General features: G+C 61.2%; 9 protein-coding genes. 7 read left to right on the top strand and 2 right to left on the bottom strand.

Annotation, left to right across the window (positions count from 1 at the left end; translation table 11 throughout):
- Positions 1–129 precede the first annotated feature (129 nt).
- Together betB and OQE62_RS09695 are read right to left on the bottom strand one after the other, a co-directional pair.
- Entirely contained in the window at positions 130–1,593 is a 1,464-nt protein-coding gene (gene betB, locus OQE62_RS09700; protein ID WP_265721830.1) for a betaine-aldehyde dehydrogenase, read from the bottom strand.
- Positions 1,594–1,658: 65 nt separating this feature from the next.
- A complete protein-coding gene (locus OQE62_RS09695; protein ID WP_265721829.1) occupies positions 1,659–2,195 on the bottom strand; it encodes a Dps family protein in 537 nt (178 codons plus the stop codon).
- 431 nt (positions 2,196–2,626) lie between these two features.
- Between OQE62_RS09695 and OQE62_RS09690 the strand changes: the two genes are divergently transcribed.
- From OQE62_RS09690 to OQE62_RS09660, 7 genes are all read left to right on the top strand, one after another.
- On the top strand, positions 2,627–6,304 hold the full coding sequence (locus OQE62_RS09690; RefSeq protein ID WP_265721828.1) for a pectate lyase family protein: 3,678 nt from the start codon (positions 2,627–2,629) through the stop codon (positions 6,302–6,304).
- Between the two features lie 332 nt (positions 6,305–6,636).
- Positions 6,637–9,291, top strand: coding sequence for a pectinesterase family protein (locus OQE62_RS09685; RefSeq protein WP_265721827.1), 2,655 nt, complete (start codon positions 6,637–6,639; stop codon positions 9,289–9,291).
- Positions 9,292–9,737: 446 nt separating this feature from the next.
- Positions 9,738–12,377: a hypothetical protein gene (locus tag OQE62_RS09680; RefSeq protein WP_265721826.1), complete on the top strand. Its 2,640-nt coding sequence runs from the start codon at positions 9,738–9,740 to the stop codon at positions 12,375–12,377.
- Positions 12,378–12,437: 60 nt separating this feature from the next.
- Positions 12,438–15,425: a TonB-dependent receptor gene (locus OQE62_RS09675; protein ID WP_265721825.1), complete on the top strand. Its 2,988-nt coding sequence runs from the start codon at positions 12,438–12,440 to the stop codon at positions 15,423–15,425.
- A gap of 117 nt (positions 15,426–15,542) precedes the next feature.
- Entirely contained in the window at positions 15,543–16,763 is a 1,221-nt protein-coding gene (pelA, locus tag OQE62_RS09670; RefSeq protein ID WP_265721824.1) for a pectate lyase, read from the top strand.
- Positions 16,764–16,826: 63 nt separating this feature from the next.
- Positions 16,827–17,579 carry a rhamnogalacturonan acetylesterase gene (locus OQE62_RS09665; protein WP_265721823.1) on the top strand — a complete coding sequence of 251 codons (753 nt, stop codon included), beginning with the start codon at positions 16,827–16,829 and terminating at the stop codon, positions 17,577–17,579.
- Positions 17,580–17,666: 87 nt separating this feature from the next.
- Positions 17,667–18,758: a pectinesterase family protein gene (locus tag OQE62_RS09660; protein WP_265721822.1), complete on the top strand. Its 1,092-nt coding sequence runs from the start codon at positions 17,667–17,669 to the stop codon at positions 18,756–18,758.

Here is an 18,758-nt window from a genome sequence, read left to right as displayed (position 1 = left end):
TCCCGGTGGGATAGGGGAGCTCAGCCGGAGGCATTACAAGTCCGAAGATAGCCACCGGGCTCCATTGAAGCTCATACCAGTTCCCTCTCCCTCCGGGAGAGGGGGGCCTTCGCATTCCGTATTCCGTATTCAATAAGGCGCCTCCACATCCCCCTGCGCCACATAAACCGTTTTCAACCGCGCGTAGTGCTCGAACGCCCGACGGCTGTTCTCCTTGCCGATACCGGACTGCTTGAAACCGCCGAACGGCATTTCCACCGGTGTGATGTTGTAGTGGTTGATCCACACAATCCCCGCATCGATCCGATCGGCGACACGGTGTGCGCGTTGCACATCGCGGGTGAAAACACCGCCGGCGAGGCCGAACTCGGTATTGTTGGCCCGCTGCAGCACTTCCTTTTCGCCGCTGAAACTGAGCAGTGACAGCACCGGCCCGAAAATCTCCTCGCGCACGATGGCCATATCATCCTTGAGGCCATCGAACACCGTCGGCTGGACAAAATTGCCCTTTTCAAACCCCGGAACTTCCGCCCGGTCTCCCCCCACCAGTACCCGGCCGCCCTCCTGTTTGCCCTTTTCCAGGTAACCGAGCACATGCTGCAGGTGATCGGCACTCACCAATGGGCCCACGTCGGTATCCGGGTCCAGCGGATCGCCGAGTTTCATTTTTTCCACCCGCGCAACCAGCTTGTCGATAAATTGTTCCTTGATCGATTCGTGCAGGAATACCCGGGTGCTGTTGGTGCAGATCTGGCCCTGGGTATAGAAATTGCCGAGCATGGCCGCACTCACGGCGTTGTCCAGGTCGGCGTCGTCGAACACGATCAGCGGCGACTTGCCGCCCAGCTCCAGGGTCACGGATTTCAATGTGTCGGCGGCCGCGCGCATCACGGCCTTGCCGGTGCCCACCTCACCCGTGAGCGAAATCTTGGCGATCTGTGGGTGTCCAGTCATCGCCTGGCCGGTTTCAGCGAAGCCCTGTACCACATTGAAGACACCGTCCGGCAGCCCCGCCTCCTGGAACAACTCCGCCAGCCGCAGTGCAGTCAGCGGCGTCAGCTCCGCCGGCTTGAAAATCATCGCATTCCCTGCCGCCAGCGCCGGAGCGGATTTCCAGGCGGCGATCTGTATCGGGTAATTCCAGGCTCCGATACCGGCACAGATACCCAGCGGCTCCGGCCGGGTATAAAAGAAGCCGCCGGGCACCGGCTGGTACTCCCCCTGAAGGGAGGCCGCCTGGCCACCGAAAAATTCCAAGCAGTCCGCGGCAGAGCCCACGTCCGCCTCCGGTGTCTCCGCGATCGGTTTGCCGCCGTCGAGGGATTCCAGCCGCGCGACCTCATCGCAGTACTGGCGCAGAAGCCGGGCGGTGCGCGTCAGTACGCGGCCCCGCTCGGCACCGCTCATGGCCGCCCATTCCGCCTGGCCGATTTTTGCCGCCGACACCGCTTTGTCCACATCGTTGGCACTGGCTTTCGCCACCCGGCAGATCACCTCTCCGGTGGCGGGATTGACGGTATCGAAAAAAGCCTCTCCTTCGGCGGCGACATACTGTCCGCCGATCCAGAGCAGGCGATCGTCCAGTTGAGCCATGGTGCTCTCCTATCGCTGGCCCGCCGGCTGTTGACGATGGGATTCCAGCGGTTTGTACAGTGAAGTCAGTGCATGGTGCCGCTGCTGCGGCTGGCCTCGAACAGGAACCAGGCGCGTTTTTCCGCCTGGTCGATAAATTCTTCGAGTATCGAGGCGGTGCCCACATCTCGATGTTCATCGCACAGGTCATGGGTTTCACGCATACGCGCCAGTAGCTCCCGGTTGTCCTCCCGCAGTTCCGCCAGCATATCCTGCGGATCCACATATTCGGCGTCGTTGTCGGAAGAGCGCTGCAATCGGGAGATATGCCCGATGGATCGCAACGTCGAACCGCCGAGCCGGCGCACCCGCTCGGCGAGTTCGTCGGTCATGTTAAAAATCTGCGCAGCCTGCTCGTCGAACAGCAGATGGTAGTCGCGAAAATGCGGGCCACTGACATGCCAGTGAAAATTCTTGGTTTTCATGTACAGGGAGAAGGTATCCGCCAGCAGGGCATTTACCGCTCCGGAAATATCCTCGCGCGCGCGTTCGCCCAGGTCGGTGGGCGTATTGATGCGCGCGCGCTCACTGCTGCGCACTTCTGACTTGGCAGTCTTGCTCATGGTGATCCTCTCGAATTAAAGCGGAAGCATTTCTCGGGCGGGCAGAAATACGCGCCACACTATCCAGCCTAGACAGAGGTTGCCCGACGCGCCATTGCAGCCCCTCACTTCCACTGACCCACCGGCCCACCGGGGCGCCTGAAAGCACGTATTTGCGCGACTCAGTCCACATCCGGCCCGCAACTCCTGTTCCATTGCAAGGTGTGACCCGCTTATAGGCTTTACAAGAAACCGCATCCTGACTAACCTCTTTCTGACTTTTGGTATTGCCAATTTAATTAACGGCAGACCAAAAGCCCCGCCCCAGAAGCTGTCGGGCTGCGGGACAGCTGTTCAGCGATGATGATTGGCCGGCTGCGCCCTCGCAGTATCCGGGCCAGCCGCAGCACTGATCATCTTTCCACTAATAATCAATAACGATGGAAAGTCCTATGAAAACGAGAGTGAAAATACCGGTAATGCTAGGCGCATTGCTGGGCAGTCTGCTGGTGCCCGCCTGGGCGTCGGCACAGGCGGACGGTTACGCCACATTGAATGGTGGCACTACCGGTGGTGCGGGCGGCGATGTGGTCTACGCCACCAGCGGCACCGAAATTCACGCGGCGCTGTGCGACCGCCCCTCCAGCGACACCCCCATCGTCATCCAGGTTGAGGGCACCATCAATCACGGCAACACCAGTAAGGTTTCCGGTGACAGTTGCAATACCGATGACGACCGGATCGAGATCAAGGAAGTCAGCAATGTCTCGATCATCGGCGTAGGCAACGGTGCGCTGTTCGACGAACTGGGTATTCACCTGCGCAGCTCGTCCAACATCATTCTGCAGAACCTGCATGTGCGCAATGTGAAAAAGTCCGGCTCGCCCACTTCCAACGGTGGCGATGCCATCGGCATGGAGAGCGGTGTCTACAACGTCTGGGCCGATCACCTGACCCTGGAAGCCTCCGGCGGCGAGGACGACGGCTACGACGCGCTCTTCGATATCAAGAACGACACCAAGTATGTAACCCTTTCCTACAGCATCCTGCGCAATTCCGGGCGCGGCGGCCTGGTGGGTTCCAGCAGCGGGGATACCGGCAACGGCCCCATAACTTTTCACCACAACCTGTATGAAAACATCGGCTCCCGCACGCCGCTGTTGCGCGGCGGCACCGGGCATGCGTACAACAACCACTATACCGGTATTTACAAATCCGGCATGAACCCTCGCGTGGGCGGGCAGATAAAGGCGGAGAACAACTACTTCGAAAACTCCAAGGACCCCCTGGGCACCTTCTACACCAACGATATGGGCTCCTGGGATATCAGCGGCAATATCTGGTCCAATATCACCTGGACAGCGGATGACGACGACAACCATCCGGCCGGCCCCAACCCGGTGTCCACCACGTCCATCAGCATTCCCTACGGTTACGCACTGGACGACGCCGGCTGCGTACCGCAGATAGTGCTGGCCACCGCCGGCGCCGACACCGGCCTGCTGGTATCCGACGGCAACTGCCAGAGCCAGGGCGGCTCCTCCAGCAGTTCTTCCAGCAGCAGCTCCTCCAGTAGTTCCAGTTCCTCCAGCAGCTCTTCGAGCAGTTCCTCCTCGAGCGGCGGCGCCCCCGGCGAACTGGGTCCGAACCTGGCGCTGTCCGGCGATGCGGACGGTAGCAGCAAGGGCAACGGCACCAGCTACGGCAACGCGGTCGACGGCGATACCGACAGCTACTGGCAACCAGATTCGGCCAGCGGCGAGCGGATTTCGGCGAAGCGGTTCGGGGGCAACTTCAACACCGTGATCATTCGCGAGATCGGCAGTGCAGTCCAGAACTGGCGCCTGGTCAACCACGACAACGGCGACGAACTGGCATCTGGTACCGGCATCGGCCCGGCCATGCAGGTCTGGCTCGGCGATGTGAACATGGAGAAGATCGACCTGATGATCGACAGCGCCAGCAGCGCGCCGCAGATTGCCGAATTCGAGGTGTACGATGCGAGCGGCAGCGGTTCCTCGTCGAGTAGTTCTTCTTCCAGCAGCAGCTCCAGTTCCTCGTCGAGCAGCAGTTCCAGCTCCAGTTCCTCCAGCAGCGGCGGCGACAGCCAGTACACGCTGACGCTCGAGGAAAACGCGGCGGGCTTCTGTTCCGTGGACGGCGATGTGGAAAGTGAACACGCCGGCTTCAGCGGCAGCGGTTACGCCAATACCATCAACGAAGACGGCATGGCGGTAGAGTGGTCCGTGGTGGTGCCGGAAGCCGGTATCTATACACTGCAGTGGCGCTTCGCCAACGGTTCCAGTGATCGCGGGGCCCAAGTGATCGTCAACGGCAATAACGACACCTCCGTCAATATGGCGGGCACCGGCGACTGGACCAACTACGTCGACAGCAACGCCATCACCGTTGCGCTGGCGGCCGGTCACAACACCCTGCGCCTGGAGGCCTCCGGCGGCTCCGGCCTGGCGAATATCGACCGGCTGGAAATCACCGGTATCGACCCCGTGGCCGGCGACTGCAACGGCGGCAGCGACGGCGGTTCTTCCAGCTCATCCAGCAGCTCTTCGTCCAGCAGTTCCTCGACCGGTAGCAGCGGCGGTTCCGGCAGCTCTTCATCCAGTAGCTCGTCCAGCTCCAGCAGCTCATCCAGCTCCGGTGGCAGCAGCTCCGGCTCCTCCTCCGGCGGGGGCAGCGGTGGTATCAGCAACGCCTGCTACACCCTCGCCACGGACCCGAACGTCAACTGGCGCGATTCCGCCGAGCTGGATACCGATCAGGAAATCATCGAGTGCCTGCACGACACCCTCGGCAGCCCGGTAGGTTACGGTGAAGACGCCGACGGCGGCTACGACCCCAACGGCAACAGCAACCTGGTGGTGATCAAGAAGAACCAGACCCAATCTGTTGAACAGCAGATCCTCGATGCCATCGACAGCGATGCACACAACTGGATCGTGTTCGACAAGTTCGATTTCGCCTCTGTTGGTGGAGGGGAAAACGAAGTGGCCATGTACCGCACCCACTGCGGCGATTCCGAAGTGCAGTCCGCCATCGGCGGCACCGAAGCCCAGTGCGTGGACTACCGTCAGTGGTGCTCCAGCAACGGCTACGGTTCCGGCGAATCCTGCCTGCAGGAGTTCTTCAACAACCGCCTGAACGACAACGACCTGCCCATCCGCAACCCGGCGATCGGTGCCAACACCACCATCGATGGCCGCATGAGCGATGCCTACTTCCGCTTCAGCGGCTTCAAGATTGGCGCGGACAGCTCCGGCCAGCCGACGCGGACTTCGGACAATGTGATCCTCACCCACCTGGATTTCCGCGGTGCGGGCCACACCGAAGACCACGGCCTGGACCCGGACATGATCCGCGCCACCGGCGCCTCGCGGGATATCTGGATTCACAAGAACGTCTTCGATACCACCGGTGATTCGGCCTTCGACGTGAAGGTGGGCGCACACCACATCACCATTTCCTTCAACCGGGTGAAGAATGTGAAGCGCGCTTCCCTGCACGGTTCCAGCGACAGCCGCGAGATCAACGCGCAGATTCGCACCACCATGCACCACAACGCCTTCGTCACCACCGATGACCACTACTTCGACCTGGGCAATACCCTGCGACGCATCCCGCTGATCCGCCGCGGCACCTCGCATATGTTCAACAACTTCTTCATGAACTATCGCAAGGACATCCTCAGCGTGCGCGTGGGAGCCAGTGTGCTCTGGGAGGACAACGCCATGATGATCAACCGCGAATTCCAGGAGAAGGACGACCCGGACGCGGCCCTGGACGAGCGGCAGGAGACGCTGGCCCGCGACTTCCGCAGCGACACCAGCTTCCGCTCGGAAGGCTCCTGGCTGTGGTTCTCCGATGCCCAGTGCAACCTGGACCCGAATTTCGCCCGCGAAATCACCGCCTCCGCGGGCTCGGTGGGCGACCTGAGCATGGATTACAGCCAGGCCTCCCGCGACACCATCCTCGACAACTGGCTGCCCGCCGGCCAGGACCTGGCGGATTACGTCAGCGCCACCGCGGGCAAGAACGGGGAAATGCCGTTCAACTCGCCACTGGCCCACGACATCAACTATGTACTGGGACTGGGCCAGGCGGCCTGTCAGTAATCCCGGAAACGCCGAGCCCAGCTCGGCAAAGCGGGCCAAAGGCCCGTTTCCCGGGAACGCGGAGCTATTTTCAGGAGCGCTGAAGGCTCCAGCTCCGCAGGGTGGGCCAGGGGCCCGCCTCCCAAATCAACACATCCACTCAGGCAGGCGCCCCCGGGGCGCCTTTTTCTTTCAGACCTGCCCACTTAGACCTTAGTCCAAATTTGGCATACCAAACTGGACTGTCCAAATATCAAAATGTATTCTTTCCCGGCAATTTGGCCGGACCAATAATCATAAACCGACCTGAGGTATTGCTCTCGAGAAAAATAAAGGATGAGAGGAGCATAACCATGAGACGATCCCCCCTGTGCGCGCTGCTGCTGATCAGCGGCATCCTCGGCGCCTGCAGCGACAGCGACGACACCCCCACGCCCCTCCCGGATCCGGTCGAACAGTNCCCCACGCCCCTCCCGGATCCGGTCGAACAGTCAGACCCAGACCCAGACCCAGACCCAGACCCAGACCCAGACCCAGACCCAGACCCAGACCCAGAACCAGAACCGGAACCCGGGCCCGAGCCGGAACCGAGCAGCGTCTTTACCTGCCCCGAAGACGGCAGCCTCTATTTCTGCGACGACTTCGAAGACGGCGAATTTGCCAGCACCTGGAACGCCATCATCGAGGACTACGGTCTCCCCGACCCCGGCCACTTCGATATCCTCGACGAGGGTGAAGCGGGCAAGTCCCTGCGTTTTACCGCCGGCACCCGCGGCGAAAACCTCAACCAGGGGGAGCTGATCCTGGTAAAGGAGAGCGCCTTCAACGTCTCCACCCCGGACTACTTCGTGGAGTACCGCATACGCCCGCGGGACAACAGCAACACCGGCAATAAATACCTCTACGGTATCGGCCGCTACCAGGGCCCGCTCGCCTGGTACTTCGGCGGTCTCAACATGCAGAGCAGCCCGGAATCCACCCGGGTGGAAACCGGCCTCGCCACCAGCGGCGGCATCGACCGCCAGGTACAGGGGAACAAGCCTCTCTACCTGGGCAGCGAGGGCGGTACCGACGGTACCTGGTACACGGTGCGCTACGACCTGCTGGGCCCCGACCTCACTGTCTACCTGGACGGCGAAGAAATCGGCAGCTTCACCGACGACAGCGCCCTCTACCAGAGCGCCGGCACTATCGGCTTCTTCACCTACAACCGCTCCTTCGAAGTGGACTATGTGAAAGTGGGCGACCCCGCCACCAAGCCGGTACAGCTCACCCTCGACTACGCCGAATCCGACTGGAGCACCACCGCCGGAGACCCGGCCCTGGAAATCGAGGTCACCGCCATCCAGAGCGATGGCGTCACCGCCGACAGCTTCAGCGCCGTCTCCAGCGACGACGCCGTGGTCCCGGTAGCGGTGGACGGCAACACCGTCAGCCTCACCCCGCTGACCCGGGGCGAGGCCACCGTCACCTTCACCAGCGGCTCCGATCCCAGCCTGCAGCGCCGTATCGACGTGAGCGTGGCCAAGGCGTTTGAAATGCCTACCGCCACCTACGGCGACCTGACTACGGTGACGCCCGCCGTCGGCGCCACCGGCACCCGGGAGGACACCCGCCTCGCGATCGAATTCGACAGCGAACCGACCCTGGGCGAACTCGGTTCGGTGCGACTCTTCCGCACCGACAACGACGAGGAAGTGGACACCATCCGCCCCGGCGGCGAAACCGATACCATCGGCACCGAGAGCGACCACCGCATCCTCAACGTCAATCCGTTCGAGATCGCCGGCAATACCCTCTTCATCTCCCCGCACAGCGGCGTACTGGAGCAGGGCGTGGAATACTACGTGGCCATCGGCAGTGGCTTCGTCACCGGTGCGAAGCTGAACGGTAAAGACTTCACCGGCCTCGGCAAAAACGCCGGCTGGACCTTCACCACCCGCGCCGCCGCCCCCGCGGCCACCGACATGACCGTGGACTCGAGCGGCGGCGGGGATTTCAACACGGTGCAGGGCGCCCTCAACCATGTGATGGAAAACAGCGCCCACGGCGCCACCATCACCGTCAATGGCGGTTTCTACCGCGAACCCCTCTACCTCAGCGGTATCGACGAGCTGACCATCCTCGGCAACGGCGATCCCGTCATCCACTACCGGAACTACGAGGGACTCAACGGCGGTACCGAGGGGCGCGCCCTCTTCCTGGTGAAAGATGCCGACCTGCTCACCCTGGACGGCATCACCATCGAGAACACCCACTTGCGTACCGGTGGCGGCGACCAGGCGGAAACCCTCTATTTCAACAGCAGTGGCCGGCTGGTGGTGAAGAATTCCATCTTCCGCTCCGAGCAGGACACACTGCTGCTGAAAGGCTACAACTGGTTCTACGACTCGCTTGTCGCCGGCAATGTGGACTTTATCTGGGGCTACAGCAACGCCACCGTGTTCGAGAACTCCGAAATCCGCTCCCTGGGCGATTCCAAGAGCGACACCGGCACCAGCAGCGGCGGCTATGTGCTGCAGGCCCGCACCCCCAGCGAAAGCAACCCCGGTTTCGTGTTCCTCAACGCCACCCTCACCCAGGGTGCCAGCACCACCGGTGTCACTATCGAACCGGGCAGCACGCACCTGGCGCGCAGCGGCGGCAGCGCCAGCTACTACGACAACGTCACCTTCATCAACACCAGGATGGACAGCCACCTTGCCGATATCGGCTGGGCCTACGAGGGTATCAACGACCAGCCCGCTCCCAACCCCGCCACCGCCAGTGCCGACGCCGGTTGGCGTGAGTACAACAGCATGGACCTGAGCGGCGGCGCCCTGGATATGTCCAGCCGCTGCGGCAACAGCGGCAACTGCTACCAGCTCACCGAAGCGGAATATATGGAACGCTTCTGCTCCCGCGCACAGATCTTCGCCGGCTGGAACGGCGGAGAGGGCTGGGATCCCTATCCGGAAGACACCGCCGACGACAGCTGCCCGGCGCCGGAGGCTCCGGACGGGACCTGAAGCGGCAACGGCCGACCCGGGCGACTCCACCGCCACCCTGGCCAGCGGCAGCATCGACGCGCAGACCGACACCGCCGTCACCTTCACCGGCCTGTCGGAGACGCTACAGGTGGGCTCCTTAGTCTTCCGGAGCTCCAGCTCCGCAGGCGGACCGCAGAGCCCGCCATCCCGGCCTTTGCAATTCACCGGCAATACCCCGGCCTCCCGAATTCGGGAAATTGCACACCTTTTCCGGGAAGCATATTAGTTATTATGGTAATACAAAAATGAGAAATGAACTGACAACCAGATCTCGATCACAGGGTTTGACCAAATCCACAAACATATTGCAATGGTCAAACCAATTTATTTAAACTGCCTATCCAATAATAAAAGGTTCCGGACTGAGCCTCTGTGTACTCGAAGCTCAATAACAATAACTAGCGATGACAAAGAGAGGACGAGCCATGAGACCCTGGCACCACAAAGCCACATCTTTAATTCTGCTTTCCAGCCTGAGTGTCCTGACCGCCTGTAGCGGCGGTGGCGCCGATTCCAACAACGAAGGCGATATCATCGCCATGGATCCACCGGCGGAAGAGCCGCCGTCGGAGGAGCCCAGCGGCATCGCCAACACGCCGCTGCCCTTTCACGAGGATTTCGGCGACAACCTGCTCAATAACTTCGACCAGGAAGACACCAAGTACTTTTTCAGCCCCGAGTACAAGAGCCTGGCCACGGCGGAGGAAAACGCGGAATACGAAGATCCCTACCCCGCCTTCTGGTACCCCACCTGCTGCTTTTTCGGCGACGACTACAACCCGGATCCCGCCGATATCACCGTGGATCACGAGAACCGCCTGGGGATCGCCAGCGACGATGGCAATCCCTCCCTGCTGATCAGCAACGCGCGGGTCAGTATCGGCCAGACGCGCTCCGAGCTGGCCGACCCCAAGGCCAAGACGGCGGAAAACACCGACCCGAAAAAAGACTCCAGCGCCGGCAGCGCCACCCGCGATAACGGCAGTTGGGGGGAGCTGGATCTGAGCCAGCCCTACCGGGTGTCCTTCTGCGTGAAGGCGGTGCGCGGCGGCGCCGGCAGTATGTTCATCTATGTGGACAGCAACCACAGCAACACCAATACCGGAACCTCCATCCACTCCAGCCCGCTGATTCTCAACGCCGGCACCCCCAGCCTGACAGCGGGCGAGCGGGTCGAGATCAATGTGCCGGGCGATACCACCTTCGCCCCGGGCGGCGAGGTCAAAAACCAGTTCGTCGACCAGATCGGCAGCGCCACCTCCTTCCTGCAGTTCCGCGTACCCAGCGACGGCGGCGCCCAGGTGATCATCGACGACCTGCTGATCGAGCCCCAGAGCGAAGACGGCCAGGCCGACCTGCCCGCCTGCAACACCTTCAAGGACGCCACACCGCCGGATGCGCCGGAGGCCGGCCCCACCCTGGTCTCCCGCGACGGCGCCCTGTCCGCGAGCTGGGACAGCCTGCCCAGTGCCGTGACTTACGACCTGGCGGTGAACACCAGCAACACGGCGGAAGGTGCGCGCCTGATCGAAGGCATCGACGGCACCAGCAAACTGATCGAAGAACTGGAAAACGGCAGCGACTATTACGTCTTCCTGCGCGGCGCCAACTCCGCCGGACCGGGGGACTGGAGTCCGGCGAGCTCCGACACGCCGGAAGAGCCCGCCGGTTGTTCGGCCATTACGACGGTGGACAGCACCATCAATTGGGGCGTCTGGGATGGCTGCCTGGTACCAAACGAAGCCGGAGCGGTAGTCGTCAACGGTAGTGATACCACCCAGACCTTCGATCTCGATCCGGAAGAGGAAGCGCCTTACTTCACCGCTCATAACAACGGCTCGACTACTCTGGATACCACCAGCGACCCGGGTCTCAATGCGACCGCAGATCTGTCCGGCGCGGCGATAATCAATAATACCAGCAGTTATCCCCGTCACTTCACATGGATCGGCCGCTTGAAGAGTCCAATTCCCTCAAGCCCCCAGAAGCCTTCCTACCGCGGTTTCGAGGTGGAAATTTCCTTCGGCGAAACAGATGGACGCCGAGTGAAAACCATTCTGCGCCCGGACCAGGGAGATAGCGGCAATCTGCAGTTGGAGAAGTTCACCGACGGCGACAACACCGCGGAAGCGGAAATGGTCATGAATGATGATTATCACATCTACCACGTAGCCCTGACCCTGAATGGCCAATCAGACATCACCGCACGTATCTACCGCGACGGTGAGAATGTTTCCGGGCTCTTTGTCGAAGACACCACCGTAACGGAAATCACCGGCACCGGCCGCGACGGCGGCAGCAGTTCAGCGCGCCTGCGTATCGGCGAGGGCAGCAGCAGTGCCTACAAGTCGAATGTGGACTGGCTAATCTGGAGCGACGATGCCACCACCGCCGCACTCGAACCCGCGGATCTGGTGGGCGAACTGCCCTCCAGGATCGGCAAGCTCGGCAGCTACCGCGGCGAGGGCCAGGATGAAGGCACCGACTCCGGTGAAATCCTGGTCGAGGACTTCGATGCTGCCAGCGAAGGCGACGCCAGTGAGAGCGACTTCTTCACCGCCGACTACAAGGCCAACTCCGGCGGTGATCCCTTCTACAACGTCACCGGCGGCGGCTCGCGCATCGAACTAAAGGACGGACAGATCAGCTACCGGGACGCCCGCTTCACTGCTGGCGAAACGGCGCCGGGTACAGAGACCACCGGGGATGACGAGGCCTCCATGGGCGACCTGGATCTCAGCAAGCCGTACATCATCACCTTCAATGTACTAACTAACGAGAATGCGTTGGACGGGGATGAAACCGGAAAGTGCCAAGTGTATGTGGACAATAACACCAGCAGCAGTTCCAGCAATTCCGTCCACGGCGGTGATTCGAAAGTATTCGAGAAACTCGCCCCGGAAATGGCCGACGGAGCCCAGCCCACCGGCCCGGTCACCATCGCAATAAACGAAGATGAGGAAGGCAACCTCGTGGGTACCGAGAACTCCTTCCTGCAATTCCGCTGCGACAGTCGCACGGAAGCACCAATCACCATCGACAACCTGGTCGTCAAATATCAGTAAAGGACCGGCGCGGCCGCCCGGCGGCCGCGCACAACAATAAGAGAGATGGGAGAAAGAATAATGAAATACCAAAGCAAGAAAATCCTGCCCCTGGCCATCGCCCTGGCCAGCAGCGCGGCCTTTGCCCAACAGGACAATGAAAACGAAGAAACCGACTACGACGCCAGCCTGGAAGAAGTCTATGTGGAGGGGGTGCGCAACGCGGAACTGAACGCCCGCGCGGCAGAGAGAAACAAGGACAACTTCAGCTCCATCGTCACCCAGGACGACGCCGGCAACTTCTCCGACCAGAACGCCGCGGAACTGCTGCGCCGCATGCCCGGTATTACGCTGCAGAAGAGCGAGGGCGAAGGCAAATTCGTTTCGCTGCGCGGCCTGGGGCCGGGCATGGTGAGTGTGCGCATGGACGGCGGTGTCATGGCCAACGCCGGTGGCGGCAGCAACGGCGACCTGGAAAACCGCGCCTTTTCACTGGACGGTCTGCCCACCGACGTGCTGCAGTCCATCGAGGTCAACAAGTCCCTGACTCCGGACATGGACCTGGACGCCATCGGCGGCTCCATCAATGTGAAAACCCTGTCCGCACTGGATCGCGGCGAAGACAGCATCAAGTTGCGCGCACAGAACTACGTGCAGGACCAGGCCGAGGAAAACTCCCCCAAGCTCACGCTGCAGGGATCCAATATCCTGATGGACGACAAGCTGGGCGTTGCCTATACCGCCTCTTGGGAAGAGCGCACCACACAGGGTTACGAAACCCGACACCATTCCAGCACCCTGCCCAACTATGTGGAAACGGATGGAACCCGGATGCTGGTGCCCTGGGAGTTCGAGACCCGCCAGGAAAACGCCGAGCGCGAGCGCGTCGCGGCACTGGTCAACCTCGAGTACGAGCCCGATGACGGCAGCCGCTACCGCCTGAAACTGAATCACACCAGCTACGAAGACGTGGACGTGGCCCTGCGCGAATACTACCGCTTCAACCTCTCCGACAACGAGAATGTCTACTATCTGGATCCCGCCAAGGGTGTCTTCGGCGGCACCAGTGTGGACCTGCAGCACCAGTACTTTATCCAGGAATCCAAGGTCACCACCAACACCTTCGCCTTCAGTGGTGAAAACCGCTTCGGCGACGGCTGGGAAGCGCAGTACGAAATCACCTCTTCCCACAGTGAAAACGAAAAGCCGGACGGCCGCCGCGTACAGTTCCGCGTGCGTGAGCTGGCCGCGCTGGGTCGCTCCGACAGCGGCTTCGTCAACGGCCAGATCGTGGACCCGGACTGGCTGGCGGACGCGGCCGGCGTGGATTCCATTGCCGGGGCCGGCGGCCACAGCGGTGCCGGCTACCAGATGGGGGAGGCATCCCAGCGGTACATGAAATACGACAACCTGTTTATGGAAAACAGTCTGCGAGAGGACTCGGTGGACCAGTTCACCTTCGACCTGCGCAAGGACTTCCAGACCGGTTTCGTCAATTACTTCAAGACCGGCGTCAATATCCGCCAGCGTGAACGCAACTTCGACAAGAACCGCGCGAGTATCGTGCCGGAGGACAAATCCGGGCTCGGCTGTGACGATCTCGAGTGCGTGGATATGGCCAGCTCCACCCTCGGGGACTACCCCACCTTCATTCCCGAGAACGGCAACTTCGACCACGCCTTCATCACCAACGGCGCCGCGGAACAGTTGATCGCCGGCACCCGCGCCATCGGCGACAACTACGACCCGGGGGAGAGCGAAGTGGAAAGCACCCGCCGGGACTACGACCTGAGTGAGGACGCGTCCGCGATCTACGCCATGGCCGAGTTCCAGGTACTGCCGGACGCCACGCTGATCGCCGGTGCCCGCTACACGCAGACCAAGTTCGACTCAACCGGTTACTTTTCCATCCGCAACGATCGCAACGAGTCGGACGAGACCCTCAACTCCTTTGATATCGGCCTGCCGCTGGAGGATGTCTCCAACGAGTACGGCAACTTCCTGCCGGCGCTGCACTACCGCCACGAGCTGTCGGAGCGGCTGCTGGGACGCGCCGCACTCTGGACCAGTTACAGCCGCCCGGACTTCGGCAAGAGCCGCGCCTTCTTCGAGGTACGCGATCGGGTGATCTTCTGTAACACCGATCCGGAATCCGAATTCAACGGCGAGTGTAACGAGGATCCCTCCGATATCGGCTCGGAACGCGGGGACCTGGAGTACCAGCAGCAGTACTTCACCATGTCCGAAGACAACACGGTGCGCATCGGCAATCCGTCCCTGGACCCGATGCAATCCACCAACCTGGATATGTCGCTCTCCTGGTACGGGGACTACACCTTCCTGGAGGCAGCACTCTTCTACAAGGACATCAGCGACTTCATCGTCTCCGCCTCCGGGGTGAATATCACCATCAGCGAACTGGGCTTCGACGTACCGGTGGAGCAGGTGGATCTATTCCATATCGATCCCGACCTCACCGTCACCAACGCCGAGACCTACCTCAACGGCAACAAGGCGAAAGTCTACGGTACCGAGCTCAGTTTCAGTCACTACTTCGACGGCACCTGGGAGCATCACAAGGTCGGCCGCTGGCTGGACAATATCTTTGTACAGGCCAACGCCACCCTGCAGCAGAGTGACGGCGACGTGGGCGAGACGGTACGCGTCGACAGCATCCAGCTTCCGGAACAGGCCGACACCGCCGCCAATCTGACCCTGGGTTGGGAGAACGACAGCCTCTCCGTGCGCATGATTGCCAACTATACCGGCGAGATCCTCAAGCGCATCGGCAGCTGTACCGCCGCCGACATGGAAGCGGATGCCGCCCTGGGTTACGCCGACAACTGTGTCGCCTGGGCCGATGTCTACCAGGACCAGTCCACCACCTTCGATATCAAGGCCACCTATCGCGTGAACGACAGCACTCAGGTATACCTGGATGCCATCAACATCACCGACAGCGTGGACGAGTATTTCTTCGCCGGCAATGAAGATTCCGGTGGTGCCATGCTGTTCGATGTAGAGCAATATGGCCCCGGCTACCAACTGGGCCTGACCATGGATTTCTGAGAAGGCAGATTCCCTATGCCCTTGCTTCGCCCCGCGAATACGCGGGGCTTTTTTCCGATATGACCTGCATTCCGCTGGCTTACACAGAACAACTTGCGCACTATTGAGGGTTTACCCATGAAGCTTTCAGCCCTGTCGCTGACCCTGTCCGCACTGCTACTCGCTGCCTGCAGCGGTAGCGACTCGCCGGAAACCATACCGCCTGCGAACGAGAGCAACTCCTCTTCCTCGTCGAGTTCCTCCTCATCGAGTTCGTCTTCGAGTTCATCGTCCTCCAGCTCCTCTTCCGGTGGTGATGCCGAGATGCTGTCGCAAAACGGCAACCCGATTTACGGCGAGCTGGACAACTACAAATCCTGGATCAGCAGCGACCTCGAAGCCGACAAGACCCTGGCCGACAACATGATCACCTGGCAGATGGACCACGGCGGCTTCTACAAATACGGCAAGGACAAATACACCTCGCCTTGGGATGGCACCAGTGAGCGCTCCGGCTGGACCGGCGAAGACGGCGTCGAGCTGGGCACCATCGACAACGATGCCACCGTTACCGAGCTACTGTTCCTGGCCGATGTCTACCAGCGCAGTAGCGATACCAAATACCGCGAGGCCGCGCACAATGCCCTGGAATTCCTGTTGACCATGCAGTACGAATCCGGCGGCTGGCCACAGGTTTACCCCGAGCGCACCGGCACCACCTATTCCAACTACGTCACCTTCAACGACGGCGCCATGGCGCGGGTGTTGATCCTGCTCGACCGGGCAGTGCGCCAGGAAGCGCCCCTGGACGGCGATCTGTTCAGCGATGAACAGCGCACGCAGATGGCCGCCGCCATCGACAAGGGCGTAGACTTCATACTCAATGCACAGATAGTGCAGGCCGATGCCAAAACTGTCTGGTGCGCCCAGCACGACCCGGAGACCTACGAACCACGCCCGGCACGCTCCTACGAGCTCGCCTCCAAGAGTGGCAAGGAATCCATGCTGGTGACCGCCTTCCTGATGTCGCGGCCGCAGACCGACGAAGTGGAAGCCGCCGTACGCGCCGCCCTGACCTGGTACCGCAGCCCCGTGGTGCAGGAGGCGGACACCGCCTACATCAAACGCTCCAGCAGCAGCGACGACGACAGCTACAACCCCATCCAGGAAAAGGAAGGTAGCACCATGTGGTACCGCTTCTACGACCTGCAACAGGACGTCGGCTTCTTCAGTGGCCGCGACGGAATCAAGCAGTACGACATCATGGCCATCGAGGCAGAGCGCCGCTACGGCTACGAGTGGGGCGGTAACTACGGCAGCAAGCTGATCGACTATGCCGACAGCGTCGGCTACCACTGACAAGCACTACGGCAGGAGCCTGCTTGCAGGCTCCTGCAAAGTGCAAACCAAAGAGGCACAAAAGTGAAAAAGTTACTCTGTCTGCTCCCACTCCTGATCGCCACCGCCGTCCAGGCGGAAACCATCTACATGGCCGGCGATTCCACCATGGCCATCAAGCATGTAAAGGACTACCCCGAGACCGGCTGGGGCGTGCCCTTCCAGTACTTCTTCGACGACGATATAGCGGTGGACAACCGCGCGAAGAACGGCCGCAGCACCCGCACCTTTATCGAGGAAGGCCGCTGGGGTAGCATCGAAAAGTCCCTAAAGAAGGGCGACTACGTCATCATCCAGTTCGGCCACAACGACGAAGTGGAAAGCAAGGTCGACCGCTACACGGCACCGGACCAGTACAGGGCCAACCTGAGCCGCTTTATCCGCGAAACCCGCGCAAAGGACGCCACGCCGCTACTGATGACGCCGGTGACCCGTCGTTACTTTGCCGGGCCCAACAAGATCGAACACACCCACCCCTACGCCGATCTCGCGCGCGAAGTGGCGGCGTCGGAAGAAGTGGGCTTTATCGATATGGAAAAAGTTACCCGCGAGTACTTCCAGGAAATGGGTGATGAAACGTCCGCGCTGCGCTTTATGCATATCCCACCGAATACGCACCCGAACTATCCGGTGGGCGTGCGCGACGATACCCATTTCAATCACCTGGGAGCGCGGGAAGTGGCCCAACTGGTGTTGGAAGAACTGAAGGAAATGAATCACCCGCTGGCACAGCGGCTGCGCAAGCCGGATCCCAAACACCTGGCGCTGGAATACTGATCCCGGCTGGTAAAACCCTCTCCGTAGGGTGCGCCGTGCGCACCCTGCAACGACCGATGAATTGCCATTTTTGCCGACTGGAAAGCCATGCGATCACTGATTATCTTACTCTCCGTCCTGCTCTTCAGTAGCGCCCGGGCGACACCGGAATACCAGGCCCTGGTAGACCCCCGAACCCCCATTGTCGAAAATGTCTACCACACCGTCAGCGAGGCGGTGACCGCGGCCCCGGCGGACTCCGACAGCCCTCATATTATCTATATCCGCAACGGCCGCTACCGCGAAAAACTGACTGTCACCAAGCCCAATATCAATCTGGTGGGGGAGTCCCGGGACGGAGTGGTGTTGACCTACGATGCCTACGCCGGCCAGAAAATACCCGGCTCGGAGGAAACCTGGGGCACCTTCCGCTCTGCCACTCTCACGGTGCTGGCGCCGGACTTTCGTGCGGAGAGCCTGACGGTGGAGAACGCCTTCGATTTCCTGCGCAACGATGCGCTGGACAAGCAGGCGACCGAGCGGGTCGGCGGCACCCAGGCGGTGGCCCTGGCCATCAACGGACGCGCCGACCGCAGCGCTTTTCGCGACGTGAAGCTATCCGGCTACCAGGACACCCTGTATGTGAACACCGGCCGCAGCTATTTTCTCGACAGCGTGATCGAAGGCAATGTGGATTTCATCTTCGGCGCAGGCACGGCGCTGTTCGAGAAGAGCGATATCGTCAATCGCAAACGCGCACGGGATATGCAGACCACCGGCTATGTAACGGCACCCAGTACCGACATTGCCAATGACTTCGGCCTGGTATTCCTGAATTGCCGCCTGCTGAAGGAAGAGGCGGTGCCCGCGGATTCTGTGCCACTGGGACGCCCGTGGCACCCCACCACCACCTTTGAGGACGGCCGCTACGCCGATCCGGACGCGATCGGGGCCAGTGTCTTTATCAACACCTGGATGGACGATCATATCGCCCGCGATGGCTGGGACTCGATGAATGGTACCGCGCGGGATGGCAGCAAGAGCGCGGTTTTCACGCCGGAGAGCTCCCGTTTCTTCGAATACAAAAGCCGCGGCCCGGGCGCCGCAGTCAATCCGGAACGGCGTCAACTGGATGAAGAAGAGGCGGGGAACTACAACCGGGAGAAAATTCTGGATGGCTGGGAGCCGGGCTTTCTATAG

Origin of the sequence: Microbulbifer halophilus (assembly GCF_026183675.1) — a bacterium.
Taxonomy (GTDB): domain Bacteria; phylum Pseudomonadota; class Gammaproteobacteria; order Pseudomonadales; family Cellvibrionaceae; genus Microbulbifer; species Microbulbifer halophilus.
The sequence above is the reverse complement of the archived record's forward strand: the minus strand, read 5'-3'. Positions and strand labels throughout refer to the sequence as shown.

Bases quoted from the DNA above. Each gene is read 5' to 3' on its own strand.
- betB (WP_265721830.1), bottom strand. From the start codon at position 1,593: ATGGCTCAACTGGACGATCGCCTGCTCTGGATCGGCGGACAGTATGTC.
- OQE62_RS09695 (WP_265721829.1), bottom strand. From the start codon at position 2,195: ATGAGCAAGACTGCCAAGTCAGAAGTGCGCAGCAGTGAGCGCGCGCGC.
- OQE62_RS09690 (WP_265721828.1), top strand. From the start codon at position 2,627: ATGAAAACGAGAGTGAAAATACCGGTAATGCTAGGCGCATTGCTGGGC.
- OQE62_RS09680 (WP_265721826.1), top strand. From the start codon at position 9,738: ATGAGACCCTGGCACCACAAAGCCACATCTTTAATTCTGCTTTCCAGC.
- OQE62_RS09675 (WP_265721825.1), top strand. From the start codon at position 12,438: ATGAAATACCAAAGCAAGAAAATCCTGCCCCTGGCCATCGCCCTGGCC.
- pelA (WP_265721824.1), top strand. From the start codon at position 15,543: ATGAAGCTTTCAGCCCTGTCGCTGACCCTGTCCGCACTGCTACTCGCT.
- OQE62_RS09660 (WP_265721822.1), top strand. From the start codon at position 17,667: ATGCGATCACTGATTATCTTACTCTCCGTCCTGCTCTTCAGTAGCGCC.